The sequence below is a fragment of the Brevundimonas intermedia genome, assembly GCF_027922165.1.
In the GTDB taxonomy this organism is placed as follows: Bacteria; Pseudomonadota; Alphaproteobacteria; order Caulobacterales; family Caulobacteraceae; genus Brevundimonas; species Brevundimonas intermedia.
The window spans coordinates 91,881-109,097 of record NZ_BSFD01000006.1 but is presented as its reverse complement, the minus strand read 5'-3'; the positions used below and the strand labels follow the sequence as shown (position 1 = coordinate 109,097).

Annotated in this window: 17 protein-coding genes; 11 read left to right on the top strand and 6 right to left on the bottom strand. The window is 68.1% G+C overall.

Going from position 1 to position 17,217, the window contains the following annotated elements; translation table 11 throughout:
• Positions 1 to 191 precede the first annotated feature (191 nt).
• Complete coding sequence (gene mdh, locus PKE72_RS10770; RefSeq protein WP_008263318.1) at positions 192 to 1,154, bottom strand: malate dehydrogenase; 963 nt, start codon at positions 1,152 to 1,154, stop codon at positions 192 to 194.
• 138 nt (positions 1,155 to 1,292) lie between these two features.
• Between mdh and PKE72_RS10765 the strand changes: the two genes are divergently transcribed.
• The 4 genes from PKE72_RS10765 to PKE72_RS10750 all read left to right on the top strand — a co-directional run bounded on the left by PKE72_RS10765 (position 1,293) and on the right by PKE72_RS10750 (position 3,819).
• Positions 1,293 to 2,195, top strand: coding sequence for an SIMPL domain-containing protein (locus tag PKE72_RS10765; RefSeq protein ID WP_271165372.1), 903 nt, complete (start codon positions 1,293 to 1,295; stop codon positions 2,193 to 2,195).
• Positions 2,196 to 2,197: 2 nt separating this feature from the next.
• A complete protein-coding gene (locus tag PKE72_RS10760; protein WP_271165371.1) occupies positions 2,198 to 2,608 on the top strand; it encodes an HIT domain-containing protein in 411 nt (136 codons plus the stop codon).
• Between the two features lie 68 nt (positions 2,609 to 2,676).
• The gene (locus PKE72_RS10755; RefSeq protein ID WP_373878094.1) at positions 2,677 to 2,970 is read left to right on the top strand and encodes an ArsR/SmtB family transcription factor; all 294 of its coding nucleotides are present in this window, start codon (positions 2,677 to 2,679) and stop codon (positions 2,968 to 2,970) included.
• A 99-nt stretch (positions 2,971 to 3,069) separates the two neighbouring features.
• Positions 3,070 to 3,819 carry a glucose 1-dehydrogenase gene (locus PKE72_RS10750; protein WP_271165369.1) on the top strand — a complete coding sequence of 250 codons (750 nt, stop codon included), beginning with the start codon at positions 3,070 to 3,072 and terminating at the stop codon, positions 3,817 to 3,819.
• A 49-nt stretch (positions 3,820 to 3,868) separates the two neighbouring features.
• Here the strand turns inward: PKE72_RS10750 and PKE72_RS10745 are convergent, their stop codons facing one another.
• On the bottom strand, positions 3,869 to 4,705 hold the full coding sequence (locus PKE72_RS10745) for an aldo/keto reductase (protein WP_271165368.1): 837 nt from the start codon (positions 4,703 to 4,705) through the stop codon (positions 3,869 to 3,871).
• Positions 4,706 to 4,765: 60 nt separating this feature from the next.
• Here PKE72_RS10745 and PKE72_RS10740 point away from each other — a divergent pair, with 60 nt between their 5' ends.
• Positions 4,766 to 5,737 (top strand): alpha/beta fold hydrolase, encoded by a 972-nt coding sequence (locus tag PKE72_RS10740; protein ID WP_271165367.1) that lies wholly within the window; start codon positions 4,766 to 4,768, stop codon positions 5,735 to 5,737.
• Positions 5,738 to 5,897: 160 nt separating this feature from the next.
• On the opposite strand, the gene PKE72_RS10735 is transcribed toward PKE72_RS10740, so the two are convergent.
• The gene (locus PKE72_RS10735) at positions 5,898 to 6,902 is read right to left on the bottom strand and encodes an LLM class flavin-dependent oxidoreductase (protein WP_271165366.1); all 1,005 of its coding nucleotides are present in this window, start codon (positions 6,900 to 6,902) and stop codon (positions 5,898 to 5,900) included.
• Between the two features lie 100 nt (positions 6,903 to 7,002).
• On the opposite strand from PKE72_RS10735, the gene PKE72_RS10730 reads away from it, so the two are divergent.
• From PKE72_RS10730 to recA, 6 genes are all read left to right on the top strand, one after another.
• The gene (locus PKE72_RS10730) at positions 7,003 to 7,353 is read left to right on the top strand and encodes a ribonuclease (protein WP_271165365.1); all 351 of its coding nucleotides are present in this window, start codon (positions 7,003 to 7,005) and stop codon (positions 7,351 to 7,353) included.
• A gap of 75 nt (positions 7,354 to 7,428) precedes the next feature.
• Positions 7,429 to 7,926 (top strand): hypothetical protein, encoded by a 498-nt coding sequence (locus tag PKE72_RS10725; protein WP_271165364.1) that lies wholly within the window; start codon positions 7,429 to 7,431, stop codon positions 7,924 to 7,926.
• Entirely contained in the window at positions 7,923 to 8,735 is an 813-nt protein-coding gene (locus PKE72_RS10720; RefSeq protein ID WP_271165363.1) for a phosphatase PAP2 family protein, read from the top strand. The genes PKE72_RS10725 and PKE72_RS10720 overlap by 4 nt, the downstream gene beginning before the upstream one ends.
• Before the next feature lies 1 nt (position 8,736).
• On the top strand, positions 8,737 to 9,690 hold the full coding sequence (locus PKE72_RS10715) for a right-handed parallel beta-helix repeat-containing protein (protein WP_271165362.1): 954 nt from the start codon (positions 8,737 to 8,739) through the stop codon (positions 9,688 to 9,690).
• 69 nt (positions 9,691 to 9,759) lie between these two features.
• Positions 9,760 to 11,664: a M20/M25/M40 family metallo-hydrolase gene (locus PKE72_RS10710; RefSeq protein WP_271165361.1), complete on the top strand. Its 1,905-nt coding sequence runs from the start codon at positions 9,760 to 9,762 to the stop codon at positions 11,662 to 11,664.
• A 166-nt stretch (positions 11,665 to 11,830) separates the two neighbouring features.
• Positions 11,831 to 12,910: a recombinase RecA gene (gene recA / locus PKE72_RS10705; protein ID WP_271165360.1), complete on the top strand. Its 1,080-nt coding sequence runs from the start codon at positions 11,831 to 11,833 to the stop codon at positions 12,908 to 12,910.
• 401 nt (positions 12,911 to 13,311) lie between these two features.
• Here recA and PKE72_RS10700 read toward each other — a convergent pair whose 3' ends face one another.
• The 3 genes from PKE72_RS10700 to PKE72_RS10690 form a co-directional block, all read right to left on the bottom strand.
• On the bottom strand, positions 13,312 to 15,504 hold the full coding sequence (locus tag PKE72_RS10700; RefSeq protein WP_271165495.1) for a 3-hydroxyacyl-CoA dehydrogenase NAD-binding domain-containing protein: 2,193 nt from the start codon (positions 15,502 to 15,504) through the stop codon (positions 13,312 to 13,314).
• A 16-nt stretch (positions 15,505 to 15,520) separates the two neighbouring features.
• The gene (locus PKE72_RS10695) at positions 15,521 to 16,726 is read right to left on the bottom strand and encodes an acetyl-CoA C-acetyltransferase (RefSeq protein WP_271165359.1); all 1,206 of its coding nucleotides are present in this window, start codon (positions 16,724 to 16,726) and stop codon (positions 15,521 to 15,523) included.
• Between the two features lie 261 nt (positions 16,727 to 16,987).
• Positions 16,988 to 17,209, bottom strand: coding sequence for a hypothetical protein (locus tag PKE72_RS10690; RefSeq protein ID WP_271165358.1), 222 nt, complete (start codon positions 17,207 to 17,209; stop codon positions 16,988 to 16,990).
• Positions 17,210 to 17,217 lie beyond the last annotated feature (8 nt).

Genomic DNA, 17,217 nt, shown 5'->3' with positions numbered 1-17,217 from the left:
CTTGAGCGCCCGAGAGCGTAGCGATCGGTCTTTGCGCGAAAGGGTGAGGGGTAAGGTGGTGCGAACTGGCCTACCGGCGGTCCCCTCATCCGGCCCTGCGGGCCACCTTCTCCCGCAAGGGGAGAAGGAAGAAAGAAAAAGGGCCTGCGGAGCGATCCGCAGGCCCTTCGTCGTTCGATCTGGCGCCTGGCTTAGGCCAGCGAGGCGTCGATATCCTTGCAGGCCTGCAGCAAGCCCTGGACCGAGGCGACGGACTTTTCGAACATCGCCTTTTCGTCGTCGTTGGTGGTGAACTCGATCACCTTCTCCACGCCGGCGGCGCCGATCAGGGCCGGGACGCCGACATAGAGGTCGGACAGGCCGTATTCGCCCGACAGCCAGACGGCGCAGGGCAGGACGCGCTTCTGGTCAAGCAGATAGGACTTGGCCATGGCGATGGCCGATTCAGCGGGCGCGTAGAAGGCCGAGCCGGTCTTCAGCAGGGCCACGATCTCGCCGCCGCCCTTGCGGGTGCGGTCGACGATGGCGTCCAGCTCGTCCTGCGACAGGAAGCCGGCCTTGACGGCGTCGGGCAGGGGCAGGCCGCCGACGGTCGAGTGGCGCACCATCGGCACCATGTCGTCGCCGTGACCGCCCAGGGTCCAGGCATGGATGTCCTGAACCGAGACGCCGGTCTTCTCAGCCAGGAAGTAGGCGAAGCGGGCCGAGTCGAGCACGCCGGCCATGCCGACGACCTTCTCCTTGGGCAGGCCTGAGAATTTCTGCAGGGCCCAGACCATGGCGTCGAGCGGGTTGGTGATGCAGATGACGAAGGCGTTGGGGGCGTGGGCCTTGATGCCTTCACCCACGGCCTTCATGACCTTCAGGTTGATGCCGATCAGGTCGTCGCGGCTCATGCCCGGCTTGCGCGGCACGCCGGCGGTGACGATGCAGACGTCGGCGCCCGCGATGTCGGCGTAGTCGTTGGCGCCCTTCAGGGCCACGTCCGAGCCGAAGACGGCGGTGGCCTCGGCGATGTCCAGCGCCTTGCCCTGGGGGGTGCCTTCAGCGATGTCGAACAGGATCACGTCGCCCAGCGCTTCGCGCGCGGCCACATGGGCCAGGGTGCCGCCGATCATGCCGGCGCCGATGAGAGCGATCTTCGCGCGAGCCATGGATGTCTCCGTTTATTGCGTGTGCGAAAGGGGATTAATCGTGCGGGCGGTCTAGACCCCTCTCGCGGCTGTCGCAAGAACCTCGCTTTACGGCCTTGGTCGAGGCTGCGAAGGTCAGGCGCAAACCGGAGGATTTCGATGCGCCATTCCCTCGCTCTCGCCCTGCTGTTGGGCGCCGCCGCCACACCCGCCCTGGCCCAGACCCCGCCCGCGACCATCGGCGACCGCTATATCCCCGCCCCTTGGTGGATGCGCGATCCGGTGATCGCTTCGGTCGGCCAGGTGCGTGTCGAGATCCAGGCCAACCGCGCCTTCGTCTCGGCCAGTTTCCAGTCGGTGGACCGCAGCGTCGCCGAGGCCTCGCGCGCCGCCGCCGATCAGGTGCGGGCGCTGAGCCATTCTCTGTCGGCCTATGGCGCGGACAAGGTGCGGGTCGAGACCAGCGTCACCACTCGGCCCCTGTATGATCAGTACCGCGACGAGAACGGGGTGATGCGCGACAACACCCGCGCCGACCGCGTGGCCCGCTATCAGGCCGACGCCTCGGTCAATGTGACGGTGCGCGACGTGAGTCTGATCGAGCGGGTGTACGCCACGATCGTGGCGTCGCGCCCGACATCGATCGGTCAGGTGAATTTCCAGTTGGACCCAGAGAACAGCTGGAAGGCCAATCTGCAGGCCGAGGCGATGAAGGACGCGCGGCGCCGGGCCGAGGCGGCGGCGACCAACGCCGGCGCGACCCTGGGACGGGTGAAAATTATCGATCCGTCGGGCCGAGTTTGCGAGACCGACGTCCTGGCCGGCTGGCCCTCGTACGGCGGCGGCGAACAGGCGACGACCGTGGACGATATCGTGGTGACGGGCTCGCGGATGCAGGCGCGCGAGGACTTTGCCCCGCCACCGCCACCGCCGCCTCCGCCGCCCGCACCGGCCGCCGGCGCCGCGCCCAGCGAGGCGCAGATCGAGGCGGCGCGGCTGGCGCTTCAGCCGCCGTTGCAGGTCATGACCGATAGCGCCTGCGTCATCTACGGACTGAACTGAGTATGGGGTTTCAGGTGGCGTCGGCGTTCGAAGCCGGCTCCGTCGCGGCCGCGGAATGGTCGCTGTGTCATGTGCGGTTGCAGGACGATGCCCGCTTCCCCTGGCTGATCCTGATCCCGCGCGTCGAGGGTGCGGTGGAGCTGGAGGATCTGAGCGTCGAACACCGGGCCGTGCTGATGGAGGAGACGGTGCGGGCCGGGGCGCTGGTGCGGCGGTTGGCCGGGACCTGGGGCGCCGTCGAGAAGCTGAACGTCGGCGCCATCGGCAATGTGACGGCCCAACTCCACGTCCATGTCGTCGGCCGCCGTCGCGACGACGGCCTGTGGCCCGATCCGGTCTGGGGGCGAGGGCCGGCGGTCCCCTATGCGGGGGAGGCGCGGGCGCGGCTCTTGGAAGCGATCGGGGGCGGGTAGCCGATCCAACGACCGACGTGGCGTCGCGCCCATTTGCGTCAGGCGCGCTCGCACCGCATATGACCACCATGGAAGACGCACCGCGCATCGTGCTGGACGAACGCCAGGTGAACCTGATCGCCAAGGCCCTGGCGGAGCCGCGCCGCCGTCAGATCCTCAAGGAGATCGGCGCCGCCAGCGAACCCACGCCCTGCGGCGCGGTCGCCCAACTCGTGGCGGTCAGCGCCCCGACCTTCTCGCACCATATGAAGGAGCTCGAGACCGCCGGCCTGATCCAGATCTGCCGAGAGGGCAAGTTCGCCTTCCTGGTGCTGAAGCGCGATGTTCTGGACGCTTATCTGGCGCAGCTCGCCGAAATCTGAGGACGGCTTTCAGAAAATCAACGGCCTCGCTTATTGAATCATTTCGATGGTTATCTAAGTATCGAACCGTTCGCCGCTGAGGGCGACCGGAGAGAGATCATGAGCAAGCTTTCAGGCAAGACCGCCGTCGTCACCGGGGCGTCCAAGGGCATCGGAGCCGCAATCGCCAAGGCCTTGGCCGCCGAGGGCGCCGCCGTGGCCGTCAACTACGCCTCCAGCCGCGAAGGGGCCGACAAGGTCGTGGCCGAGATCACCGCCGCCGGCGGCAAGGCCGTCGCCGTCCAGGCGTCGGTCGCCAGCGGCGACGATGTCACGCGTCTGTTCGACGAGACCCAGAAGGCGTTCGGCGGGGTGGACATCCTGGTCAACAACGCCGGCGTCTATGCCTTCGCGCCGATCGAGGACTTTTCCGAGGCCGAGTACCGCCGCCAGTTCGACACCAATGTCCTGGGCTTGCTGCTGGCCACCAGCGAGGCGGCCAAGCGCTTTGGCCCGGACGGCGGCAGCATCATCAACATCAGCTCGGCCGCCACCACCGTCGATATCCCGACCGCCTCGGTCTACACGGCCACCAAGGCCGCCGTGGACTCGATCACCCGCGTGCTCGCCAAGGAGCTCGGCCCGCGCAAGATCCGGGTCAACGCCATCGCGCCCGGCGCCGTCGAGACCGAGGGCACCCACACCGTGGGGATCATCGGCTCGGACCTGGAGGCCCAGATGGTCGCCCAGACGCCGCTCGGCCGCATAGGGCAGCCGTCTGACATCGCACCTGTGGCCGTCTTCCTGGCCTCGTCCGACAGCGCCTGGATCACCGGTGAAATCATCGCTGTGGCCGGCGGCAACCGTTAAATCACGCCGTGGCGAGGGACGCGGCCGGGGTTCGGCCGTGTCCCTTCCCTCAGATGATATCCAGCGGGGTCTCGCGCGTGGGCGGCGGGAAGGCCGCGTCGAGGCGTTCGATATCCTCGAGGTCGAACTGGATTTCCAGGGCGTCGGCGTTGGCCTCGACATGTTCGACCGAGCCGGCCTTGGGGATGGCGATGACCCCGTCGTGGCGCAGGACGGCGGCCAGGGCGACCTGGGCCGGATCGGCGCTGTGGCGGTTGGCGATGTCGCGGATCAGGGGCTGTTCCAGCAACTCTCCGCGCCCCAGAGGCGAATAGGCCATCATCGGCATGTCGCGGGCCTGCATCCAGGGCAGCAGATCGAACTCCACCCCGCGCGAGCCCAGATTATAGAGCAGTTGGTTGACGGCGCAGTCCTCGCCCCCCTCGATCTCCATCAGCCGCTCCATGGCGCGCAGATCCAGATTGGACACGCCCCAGCGGGCGATCATCCCCTCGTCGACCAGTTCGCGGAACGCTTCGACCGTCTCCTCCAGCGGCACATGGCCTTCCCAGTGCAGCAGATACAGGTCCAGCCGGTCGGTCCCCAGCCGTTCCAGCGACTTCTCGCAGGCCAGCATCATCTTCATTTCCGATGCGTTGTCGGGCCGGACCTTGGAGACCAGGAAGACCTCGTCGCGGCGGCCGGCGATGACCTCGCCCACCAGGCGTTCGGAGCGGCCGTCGCCGTAGAGCTCGGCCGTGTCGATCAGGGTCAGACCTAGGTCGATGCCGCGCGCCAGGGCCTGTTGCTCCTCGTCGCGCCAGGCGGGATCGTCGCCCATCTCCCACGTGCCTTGGCCCAGGGCGGGAACGGTCGTACCGTCTGCAAAGGTGACGAGGCGGGTCATGTCCGTCCTGTTCGATGAGCGGCGGGAAACGCCGCCTTGGCAAGGGAGGGGGAGGTTGGAATGCGCACCCGGCTTATCAAGACCGACGGCCTTGTCCAACAGGTGCTGGAGGCGGGGTTCGAAGACCCCAACGCGCCATTGGTCCTGCTGATCCATGGCTTCCCCGAACTGGGAATCAGCTGGCGGGCCCAGGTCGAGGCCCTGTCGGCGGCGGGATATCACGTCGTCGCTCCGGACATGCGCGGATATGGCGGTACGGACAAGCCTAAGGGCGTCGACATCTTTTCGATCCTGCATCTGGTCGGGGACATGGTCGACCTGGTGCGGGCGTTGGGCAAATCGAGCGCCGTCGTCGTGGGCCACGACTGGGGCGCGCCGGTCGCCTGGCACTGCGCCCTGCTGCGGCCCGATCTGTTCACGGCGGTGGCCGGCCTGTCCGTGCCGCTCCAGCCGCGTCGGCCCCAAGGCCCGCCGACGACCGTCATGGCCATCCTGTCTGAACGGGCCGGTATGGGCGATCTCTATATCAGCCGGTTCCAGGCGGCGGACGCCCATCTGGCGCTGGAGCTCGATCCGGCGACGACGCTGAGGAAGCTGTTCTGGGCCTATGACGGCGCCACCCCGGCCTTGAAACGGGCTACCGGCTTCATGGCGCGGGGCGTCAGCCTGCTGGAAAGTATCGACGACGGCGCCGACCTGCCGCCGTGGATGAGCCCCGACCATTTCGCCGAATATGTCGAGGCCTTCACGGCCGGCGGTTTCGACGGGCCTTTGAACTGGTATCGGGCCATCGACCTGAACTGGTCGCTGACGGCCTTCGTCCAGGATCAGCAGATTCTCCAGCCGGCTCTGTTCATCGTCGGCGAGGATGACCCGGTCCGGCATTACGCCGGCTCGGCCGAGGCGGGTCTGAAGGACTGGGTTCCCAACCTGACGCGGTCGGTGGTGCTGCCCGGCGCCGGCCACTGGATCCAGCAGGAGCGGCCGAACGAGGTGAATGCGTTGCTGCTGGCGTTTTTGGGAGAGCTCTGACCCACTTCCTTCTCACATCGGGAGAAGGTGGCCCACAGGGCCGGATGAGGGACCGCCGGTGGGCCAGTTCGCACCACCTTACCCCTCACCCTTTCGCGCAAGACCGATCGCTGACGCTCTCGGGCGCTCAAGCCCTCTCCCGGCGGGAGAGGGGACGGGTTCACGCCGCTTGCGCCGTCTCCATCCGTCCGCGAACGTCCGCGACGATCTCCAGGCTGCGGATGCGGGCGGCGTTGTCGAAGGCCATGCCGGTGATCATCAGTTCATCGACGCCGGTCAGGGCGATGAAGTCGGTCAGCTGTCTGCGCACGGTCTCAGGCCCGCCGACCGCGGAATAGAGCAGGCGGCCGCGGGCGCTTTCGATCTGTTGCGGGGTCAGGACCGAAGCGATGTCGTCGACGGGGGGCGGCAGCTTGCCCGGCTTGCCGGTCGAGAGGCGGGCGAAACTCTGTTGCATAGAGGTGGACAGGCGCACCCCGTCCGCGTCCGTGTCGGCGGCGAAGACGTTGATCGCGGCCATGGCGTAGGGCTGGGCCAGCCGGTCGGAGGGGGTGAAGCTGCGGCGATAGAGGGCCAGGGCCTCCAGCAGCAGTTCAGGCGCGAAATGGCTGGCGAAGGCGTAGGGCAGGCCCAGTTGGCCGGCCAGCTGGGCGCTGAACAGGCTGGAGCCCAGAAGCCAGATCGGCACGCGCAGGCCGGCGCCGGGAACGGCGCGGACCGGCTGGTTTTCGGCGGCCGGTTCGAACCACTGGATCAGCTCGACCACGTCGCGCGGAAACTGGTCGGCGCCCTCGAAATAGCGACGCAGGGCGCGGGCGGTGGCGCCGTCCGTGCCGGGCGCGCGGCCCAGGCCGACGTCGATCCGGCCGGGAAACAGGGTCTCCAGGGTGCCGAACTGTTCAGCGACGACCAGGGGGGCGTGGTTGGGCAGCATGATTCCGCCGGAGCCGACGCGGATTCTCTGCGTTCCCGCCGCCACATGGCCGATGACGATGGCGGTCGCCGCACTGGCGATGCCGGGCATATTGTGGTGCTCGGCCAGCCAGAACCGCTGATAGCCCAGGCGGTCGGCGGCCTGGGCCAGGGCCAGGGTCTCGTCGAGGGCGCGGCGGGCGTCGCCGCCTTCAACGATGGGGGACAAATCGAGCACTGAGAACGGGATCATGCCTCCTAGATCGGGAGTGATGACGCGGGATCAAGGGGGCAGGGACCTGGAACCGCAACCGCGTCGGCGGCTTTCACTTCGAGAAGAAAAGGAGCGCGCGATGATGGACGCCAATTCCCCCGACCCGGCCGACGGCGAGGACGCTCGCGAAGCCGCCGACATGGGCGAGAAGCCTGATCTTGGTCACAGGGCCGACGCCCTAATCGAAGCTTTGGACGGAACCGATTCCGGCTCGGACACGCGGGCGGGCTCGCTGCGCGGCGGTTCGGCCAGTGGCTCGGATGACGATCCGGATTCCGAAGTGATCAACGCCCAGTTGGCCGAGGAAGGGCGGGCTTCCGCAGATCCTGAGTCGCCGTCTGATGTCGGTCCCGACGCGGTCGAGGGATCTGGTAAGGACTTCGAGACGTCCCGCGCGGATCCCGCAGAGGGCGCGCGCGGCGCCGACTGAACGCGACGCCTTGCTGCGGCCGCATCCATGCGCCACGGTGGCGCCTTGACCATGGGTCCAAGGGACGATTCCCCGATGATACGCCGTATGGCGGCCTCGGCCGCCTTAGTTTGCCTTTGCCTTGCGGGTTGCGACGACCGGTCGAACGCCGAACAGACGCCGGATCAGGTCGACGCCGTCGCACCGGTCGAGGCGCCTGAATCGGTTGCGGCCGAGGCGCCGACGCCGGTTGAACCGGCCGCCCTCGTTCCCGCCGCGCCGGGCGCGCCCGCCTATGCGGCCCTCTACCCCGGCGCCGCCCTGGACCAACCCGCGACGACGGCGGACGGTCCGGACGGCCAAGGGGGGCTGGTGACCTTTACAACCGCCGCCTCGCCTGACGAAGTGGTGGGCTTCTACAGAGCTCGCGCCGAAGAGGCCGGCCTGACCTCGGTCATGGGCATGGATCAGGGCGACGCCCGGGCCTATGGCGCCGCCGGCGGCCAGGCGGGGGCGATCAATCTCCAGGTGGTGGCCGCGCCGGGCGAAGGGGGCGAAACCTCGGTGCAGCTGAGCTGGAGCGCGGGCCAGTGAAGCCGGTCGCCGCCCTGGGTGCGGCGGCCCTGATTCTCGTGCTGGCGGCGGGATGCGCCCCGGCCGGGCGCCCTTCGCCTTCTCCCCTCTTCATTGCCGTCGACGAAGGCTATCTGACGTCCGACGGGCTGGAACGCCTGGCCCAGACGGCGCCTCCGGCGCCTGTCGCCGGCTCGGTTCAGGATCTGGCTGATCGCACGGCCTCGGCGCGGTTCGCAGCGCTCGAGGATTCGGACCGCTGGCTGCTGGCGACCGCCCATGCCGAACTGCGACCGCCGCTGGCCCTACAGCATTTCGATTGCGCTCTCGGCGTGCGGCTGGGATCGGCCGACACGCCGGTGCTGGACGGGATGGCGGCGCGGGCCTTTCATGACGCCCAGGCGGCGGCGACCCTGGCGCGCGCGCAGGGCCAGCGCGCCCGACCGGTCGCCGAGGATCCCGCCCGCCGCCCCTGCCAGACCCTGACCCCCGAAGCGCGACGCAGTTCGGCCTATCCGTCCATGGGCGCGACCGTGGGAACCGCCTATGCCGAGGCTCTGGCCCGGATCGCGCCGGAGCGGGCCGAAGCCGTGCGTCGGATCGGTCATGAGATCGGCGTCAGCCGCCTGGTTTGCGCCATGGACTATCCCAGCGATGTGGCGGCGGGCGAGGCATTGGGCCGGGCGGTCATGGCCGAGATTGTCGCCGCTCCCGCCTTCCAGGTCGATGTCGCCGCCGCACGCGCCGAGATCGAGGCCGCGCGGGCGACGGGGCGGACCAACCCCGGCTGCGCGGCGGAACGTGCGGCCCTGGCGGCGCCGCTGCCCTGAGATGACGGCCGCTCTGGTCCTGCTGGCCCTGCTTCAGGCCGATGCGCCCGCCGCGCGGTCCTGTACGGCGGCGGAGATCCGTGAAATGACCACGCCGTCCGACCAGGCCTATCGCCTGACCTGCCGCGCCGAACTGGGCGGCGTCGCGGTGCGCCGGCGCGTTCTGATCGAGGGCGGCGAGGCCTCGGGCGCTGGGATCGACTGCGGCGGCGGCGTCATCCGACCGGCGGGCGAGGCGACGACGCGGGCGCCGACGGTGGCGATCTGGTCGCGGCGCGACGGCGAGGGCTGGAGCCCGCCCGCTCAGGTCCATCTGAGGAACTGCACCATCGTCGGCAATGTGCGGATCTGGGGCATGGGGGCGGGCGGTTCGATGCGCGATCTGCTGGCCTCCTCGCGCTCGCCCGGCCATACGCAGGCGGCCCAGGCGGCGGCGCCGTATGGCGTCGTGCTGGAGCGGGTGCGGTTCGAAGGCGTGGCGACCATCCCCCTCTATGTCGGGCCGGGCGTGACGCGAACGACGGTGGTCCGATCGCGCTTCTCCGGTCGTTCTGACTCCGTCGCCGTCTATCTGGACGCCGAGAGCGCCGGGGCGGTGATCCAGGACAACGACTTCGCCATTCGCACGGGGCGCGAGCAGATCGCCGTGGACGGATCGGGCGCCAATCGCATCCTCGGCAATCGTTTCGCCCTGGGCGGTCGGGGCGGGGTCTTCCTGTACCGCAACTGCGGCGAGGACGGGGTGATCCGACACCAGACGCCGTCCTATAATCAGATTACGGACAATATCTTTTCCGGCGCGGGCTGGCTGCGGCCCCGCACGGTGGTGGTCGGGTCGCGCGAGGGAAACCGGTCCTATTGCGGAGACGACGCCGGCTATCCGTTCGGGTCCAGCGCCGACGACGGCGACGGTGCGACCGGCAATCGGGTTGAACGAAACCGCACCCGGCCCTGATATCCCGCACTTGCGAAACGGCGCGGGCTCGGCCCTATTGGCGTCATGACGCCTCGGGGGATGCATCTAATGCGGCTGGCCTTGTTGTTGACGGCCCTGGCGGCGGCGCTGGGCCTGGCCGCGATCACGACTCAGACGCCGCGGCCTCAGCCGGCGAGCGCCCCTTCTGCGGATTTCTCGGCGGAACGGGCCATGGCGGATGTGCGGGTCATGGCGCGGTCGCCCCGCCCGGTCGGTTCGACCGATCACGCCTTGGTCCAGGCCTATCTGTACGGCCGAATGACGCAGCTGGGCCTTTCGCCGACGCTTCAGGCCGGCGCCCTGTCGCCGGCGGCGGTGAAACGGATCGAGGATCGGGGCGAGACGGTCGAGGGCCTGTCTGTGGTCAATCTGATCGGCGTCCTGCCCGGGCGTAACCCCGCGCTGCCGGTCGTGGTGTTAATGGCTCATTACGACAGCGTTCCGGGCTCGCCGGGCGCGGCCGACGACGCCAGCGGCGTGGCGGCGGTGCTTGAGGCGGTGCGGGCGATCAAGGCGCGGGGGCCGGCCGAGCGAGGCTTGGTGGTCCTGCTGTCCGACGGGGAGGAGCTGAACCTGGACGGGGCGCGGGCCTTCTTCAGCGAACATCCGCTGCGTCATCGAGTCGGGGCGGTGGTGAACCTGGAGGCGCGCGGCGGCGGCGGCCGGGCCATGATGTTCGAGACCGGCCCCGGCAACGCCCAGACCATCGACCTGTACGCCGAAGCGGCGCGTCGGGCGCAGGGCGGGCCGTCCAGCAACGCCCTGGCTGTCTTCGTGTATCGGTTGATGCCGAACGGGACCGATTTCACCCTCGCCGCCGACCGGGGTCTGGCGGGGGTCAATCTGGCCTTCATCGGCCGCCCGGCCCAGTATCATTCGCCCAGCTCGACTCCGGACGCCCTGGATCAGGGCAGTCTTCAGCATATCGGCGCCCAGGCGCTGGAGACCGCCGACGCCTTGCTGCGGGCGCCCGCTCTGCCCAAGGCGACGCGGAACGCCGTCTATGCCGATGTCTTCGGTCTGGCGGTGCTGCGTCACGGGCCGGAGGCCGGCTGGGGGCTGCTGGGCCTCGCCCTTCTGCTGACCGGCTTCGCCGCCTGGGGCGCGCGCCACGCCACGGGCCTGACCTGGCGACAGGGGGTGAAGGGCTTCACCGGCGGTCTATGGCTGCTGGGTACGGGCGTGGTTGTGGCCCAGGCGGCGCGAGTCCTGGCCGGGCCGGTCGGCGATCGGATCGACTCGTCCGAGATCTATTACATGATGCTGCGCCGCCTGCCCTGGATGGAGGCGGGCGTGGGCCTGGCTGTGTTGGGGGCCATGCTGGCCTTGATGGCGGGGCGCGCCCTGATCGGACGCCGGCTGCTGGCGGGCGTCGTCGCGGCGGCGGCCGTGCTGGCGACGGTGATGGGCGGCTTCAACCCGGTAGTCCTCTGGGCAGCCGGAATCGCCGTGGCGCTCAGCCTGTGGCCGGGCGGCGAGGATGAGACGGTCTGGGGCGGATGGCTGGGCGCAATCGTCCTGGTGTTGATCCTGGGCGTTCTGGTCCAGGCCTTTGCGCCCGAGGCGGCCCTGCTGTTCGTCTGGACGGGCTTGGCGGCCGCCTTCGCCGCGGCCCTGGCGGCGGTGATCGGCGCGCGGCTGGAGCGGTGGGCGGCCCTGGCGCCGGCGGTTGTGGCCACGGTGGTCGTCGGCGGCTGGCTGGCGGGATTGGGCCATTTCATCTTCCTCGGCGTAGGGATGGACCAGCCGGGGGCGCTGGGCCTGATCGCCCTGCTGATCCTCGCCTTGGCCAGACCCTTGGCCCCGTCGAGGCGGGACGCGACCGGAGCGGCCGATCCCGCCGTCCACACCCTCGCGGGTCTGGCGGCGGCCGTCCTGATCCTCGGCTGCGGCCTGTCCATGGCGGCCGGCCACGCTGAACCGGCGTCGGCGGTCGATGTGACCGCTCCCTGATACGTCAAAATCGGACGTAGTCTCTGATGTTCTCATTTGTTCTCGATGAGAACATCTTGTGAACCAGAACAAACCGTGCACATAGTCGGTCTCACAAACGGGGGCGGGTCCATGGCGGGTCTCTCCCAAGCTTCTGACGGGAATCATGGCAAGGGAGACGAAGGCAATGGCACAGGCGGCTTTGAAACTGGTGGGCAAGGAAGACGGCGACAAGCAACGGGCCCTGGAGGCGGCGATCGCTCAGATCGATCGCGCCTTCGGCAAGGGTTCGGTGATGAAATTGGGCAAGGCGGGCGTGGTGGCCGAGATCGAGAGCGTCTCGACCGGCTCGCTGGGTCTGGACATGGCCCTGGGCATCGGCGGCCTGCCGATCGGGCGGGTGATCGAGGTGTTCGGCCCTGAATCCTCGGGCAAGACCACCCTGGCCCTGCACACCGTCGCGGAAGTGCAGAAGAAGGGCGGGGTCGCCGCCTTTGTCGACGCCGAGCATGCGCTGGATCCGGTCTATGCCCAGAAGCTGGGCGTCAATCTGGACGACCTGCTGGTGTCTCAGCCCGACACGGGCGAACAGGCGCTGGAGATCGTTGACACCCTGGTGCGCTCGGGCGCCGTGGACATCGTGGTCATCGACTCGGTCGCGGCCCTGACGCCGCGCGCTGAAATCGAGGGCGAGATGGGCGACAGCCTGCCGGGTCTTCAGGCCCGCCTGATGAGCCAGGCCTTGCGCAAGCTGACGGCCTCGATCTCCAAGTCCAAGTGCATCGTCCTGTTCATCAACCAGATCCGCCACAAGATCGGCGTCATGTACGGCTCGCCCGAGACGACCACGGGCGGCAATGCGCTGAAGTTCTACGCCTCGGTGCGTCTGGACATCCGCCGCACCGGCGCGATCAAGAACCGCGACGAGGTGGTCGGCAACACCACTCGGGTCAAGGTGGTCAAGAACAAGGTCGCCCCGCCGTTCCGCGAGGTCATCTTCGACATCATGTATGGCGAGGGCATCTCCAAACTGGGCGAGGTCATCGACCTGGGCGTCAAGGCCGGGGTGATCGAGAAGTCGGGCAGCTGGTTCAGCTATGACTCGACCCGGATCGGTCAGGGCCGCGAGAATGTGCGCGAATTCCTGAAACAGAACCCTGACATCGCCGCCTCGATCGAAAAGGCCGTGCGGGCCTCGACCAACAAGATCGCCGACGAACTGCTGGGCACGCCCGAGCCGGACGAAGGCCAGGATCTCGAAGGCTGACGCCCGTCTCGCCTTCCTAGACACTCCGTCGCCCCAAGCGACCCGCCACCGACCCCGCGAAGGGCGGCGGAGCGACCCGCCCGACCTCGTGTCGGGCGGGTCTTTTTTTGGGTGGCGCAGCATCCTCTCATTTCGTCATTCCGGGCGGAGCGTAGCGGAGACCCGGAACCCAGCGGCGCCGAAGATGAAATCCATCCGCCTCACACTGTTTGGACACCGAGTCCGCGAGGGGTTGGCTGCTTCGCGCCGCCCGTCGGGTCGCGCTCACGCGCGCCGCTGGGTTCCGGGTCCACGGGCCAAGCGGCCCTTCGCCCGGAATGACGAAAGAAGAGGGGAGCCCAAACCAAAACGGGCGACCCGAAGGCCGCCCGTTCCGTCGTTTCAGTGGTGTCCGCAACCGATCAGGCGGCGGCCTTTTCCGGGGCGAACTTGCCGTAGAAGGTCTCGTTCTTAGCGGCCATGTCGCGCAGCAGCTGCGGAACCTTGAACCGGTCGCCATAGGTGGCGGCCAGACGGTCCGCCGTCTCGACGAACTGGGCCAGGCCGATGCCGTCGATCATGCTGATCGGGCCGCCGGTCCAGGGCGCGAAGCCCCAGCCCAGGATGGCGCCAAGGTCGGCCTCACGCGGGTCGTCGATGACGCCCTCTTCCCAGCAACGGGCCACTTCCACCGCCTGGCGATACAGCAGGCGCGTCTTCAACTCGTCGATCTGGGCGAAGGCGGTCGCCTCCTCGGGCTTGTCGATGCCCTTGGTGGTCGGCGCCAGGTCGCTCAGACCTTTCCAGATGGTCTTGGGCTTCTGATCATAGTCATAGAAGCCCTTGCCGTTCTTGCGGCCGAAGCGCCCGTCCTCGACCATTTTTGCGACGATGTCGGCGCCTTCCGACGGGACGTATTTGTCGCCCAGGTCCAGCGCCGTCTGTTTGGCGATCTTGTAGGACAGGTCCAGGGCGACGTCGTCGTGCATTTCCAGCGGGCCCCGCGGCATGCCGGTCATCCGCCCGACATTGTCGATCAGGGCCGGGCCGTAACCCTCTTCCAGCATCGCCATGCCTTCCATCAGGAAGGTGGAGAAGCAGCGCGAGGTATAGAAGCCTCTGGAATCGTTGACGACGATCGGGGTCTTCTTGATCTTCAGCACATAGTCCAGCGCCTTGGCGATGGCGGCCTGACCCGTCTTCTCGCCCAGGATGATCTCGACCAGCATCATCTTGTCGACGGGCGAGAAGAAGTGGATGCCGATGAAGTCCTCGGGACGAACCGAGGCCTCGGCCAGGCCGGTGATCGGCAGGGTCGAGGTGTTGGAGCCGAAGACGGCGCCTTCAGCCAGCTGGGCCTCGGCGCGCTTGGTGACGTCGGCCTTGATCTCGCGGCTTTCGAACACGGCCTCGACCACCAGGTCCGACCCCTTGATGTGGTCATAGTCGGTCGTCGCCGTGACCAGGGCCAGGGTGGCGTCATACTTGTCTTGCGTCATCTGACCGCGCGACAGACGCTTCTTCAGCAGCTCCTCGACATGGGCCTTGCCCTTGTCGGCGGCTTCCTGGGTCTGGTCGATCAGCACGGTTTCGATGCCGGCCATGACCTGCACATAGGCGATGCCGGCGCCCATCATGCCGGCGCCCAGGACCGAGACCTTCTTCGGATCGGACTTGGGCACGCCGGCGGGACGCACGGCGCCCTTGTCCAGCTCCTGCTTGGACAGGAACAGGCTGCGGATCATGGCCTGGGCCTGGGGCGTCATCAGGGTCTTGATGAAATAGCGGGTCTCGATTCGCAGGGCCGCGTCCATCGGAACCTGGGTCCCCTCGTAGACGGCCTTCATCAGGTTCACCACGGCGGGATAGTTGCCGTAGGACTGTTTGCGCAGCATGGCGTTGCCGACCATGAAGTTCTGGATGCCGGCCGGGTGGTAAGGACCGCCGCCGGGCAGTTTGAACGACTTGTCGTCCCACGGCTGCACGGCCTTGCCGCCGTTCTTGATCCAGGCCTTGGCGGCCTCGACCGACTGACCCTTTTCGACCACCTCATGGACGATGCCGGCGCCCTTGGCGTCGTTCGGACGGAAGGACTTGCCTTCGCTCATGGCCATCATGGCGTTCTGGACGCCGACCAGACGGGTCAGGCGCTGGGTGCCGCCGCCGCCGGGGAAGAGGCCGACCTTGATCTCGGGCAGGCCCAGCTGGATCTTGTTGTCGTTCTCGACCACGCGATAATGGCAGGCCAGGGTGAACTCCAGCCCGCCGCCCAGGGCCAGGCCGTTGATCGCCGCCGCCACAGGCTTGCCGCAGGTCTCCAGCGCGCGGAAGGCGCCGTTCAGTTTCCAGCCGGCGTCGAACGCCTTCTGCAGGTCGCCGCCGCCCGACAGAACGCCGCCGGCCATGTCGCCCAGGTCTGCGCCGGCGCAGAAGCCGGAAGGCTTGCCCGAGGTGATGACGGCGCCCTTGATGGCGTCGTCGGTCTTGATCCGTTCGACCAGTTCCGGGATCTCGGCCATGACCGCGCTGGTCAGGGTGTTCATCGAACGGCCGGGGACGTCGAATACAATCGTAGCGACGCCGTCGGCGTCGATGTCGATCTTGAAGTTTTCCATAGTCATTCGCTCCGGATCAGACGCGTTCGATGACGGTGGCGGTGCCCATGCCGCCGCCGATGCACAGGGTGATCAGGGCCGTCGACTTGTTCGAGCGTTCCAACTCGTCCAGGGCGATGCCGGTGATCATGGCGCCGGTGGCGCCCAGGGGGTGGCCCATCGAGATGCCCCCGCCGTTCACATTCATCTTGGCGTGGTCGATGTTCAGGGCCTGCATGTAGCGCAGCACGACGGCGGCGAAGGCCTCGTTCAGCTCCCACACGTCGATGTCGTCGGGCGTCATGCCCAGCTTGCCCAGCAGTTTGCGGGTCACATATTCCGGGCCGGTCAGCATGATCGACGGCTCCGAGCCGATCGAGGCGCCGCCCAGGATCTTGGCGCGCGGCTTCAGGCCCAGGGCCTGGCCGGCTTCCAGCGAGCCGATCAGCACCCCGGCCGAACCGTCGACGATGCCGGACGAGTTGCCGGGGGTGTGGACGTGGTTGACGCGCTCGACCTCGGGGTAGCGCTGGTTGATCACGCTGTCGAAAGCCATCTCGCCCATCATGGCGAAGGAGGGGTTCAGGCCGCCCAGGGTCTGCATGTCCGTGTTCGGACGAATGGTCTCGTCGCGGTCCAGGATGGTCAGGCCCAGCTGGTCTTTGACCGCCAGGACCGAGTTCTTGAACCGGCCCTCGGCCCAGGCCTGGGCGGCGCGCTTGTGGCTCTCGACCGAATAGGCGTCCACGTCGTCGCGGCTGAAGCCGTATTTGGTGGCGATCATGTCGGCCGACACGCCCTGCGGCACGAAATAGGTGGGAAAGGCCGATGAGGGGTCGGTGGGCCAGGCGCCCATGTCCGAGCCCATGGGCACGCGGCTCATGACCTCGACCCCGCCGCCGACGGCGAAATCGGCCTCGCCGGACTTCACCTTGGCGGTGGCCATGTTCACGGCTTCCAGGCCCGAGGCGCAGAAGCGGTTGACCTGAACCCCGGCGGTATATTGCGACCAGCCGGCCGAGAGCACCGCCGTGCGGGCGATGTCGGCGCCGAGTTCGCCCACGGGCGTGACGCAGCCCAGGATGACGTCGTCGACCTTGGAGGTGTCCAGGTCGTTGCGGTCGCGCAGGGCCTCCAGAACCTGGGTGGCCAGGCTGAGGCCGGTGATCTCGTGCAGCGAGCCGTCCTTCTTGCCCTTACCGCGCGGGGTGCGGACGGCGTCGTAGATATAGGCGTCAGCCATGGGCGTGTGTCTCCATTTTGATCCCGGCGCTCAAGGTCCGCCGGCTGGGCGGGCGTCTCGCGACCTGGGGGAAGGACGGGTCTAAGCTCGGACGTCAAGAACCCTACGTTTACGTCAACGTCAAGTAATAAGCCGCGTGAACGTCTGCGGCGACGGGGCCGTACAAATCCAGATGGGGACAGGTCGAAGGTCGCGCCAGCTACAAAGGCGCACAAAGACGCCGGCCGCGACCGTCACGGTCGGGCCGGCTCGGATCGTGCGTCAGCGGGGCGGAATACGGCTGGCGCCGCCCGTGATGCGGCAGGCGTATTCGGTCTCAGGCCGTCCGCTTTGCAGACCCGTCGGGGTCAGAATGCCCTGACGCTCGGTGCAGGCGGCCTCAAGCCGCTGGAGGTCTTCCTGGTAGGTGTTCGTCTGACCGGTCGAGGCGCAGGCTGTCATCAGCGGTGCAGTCATCAGGATGGCGGCGAATATCTTGCGCATGGTGTCTC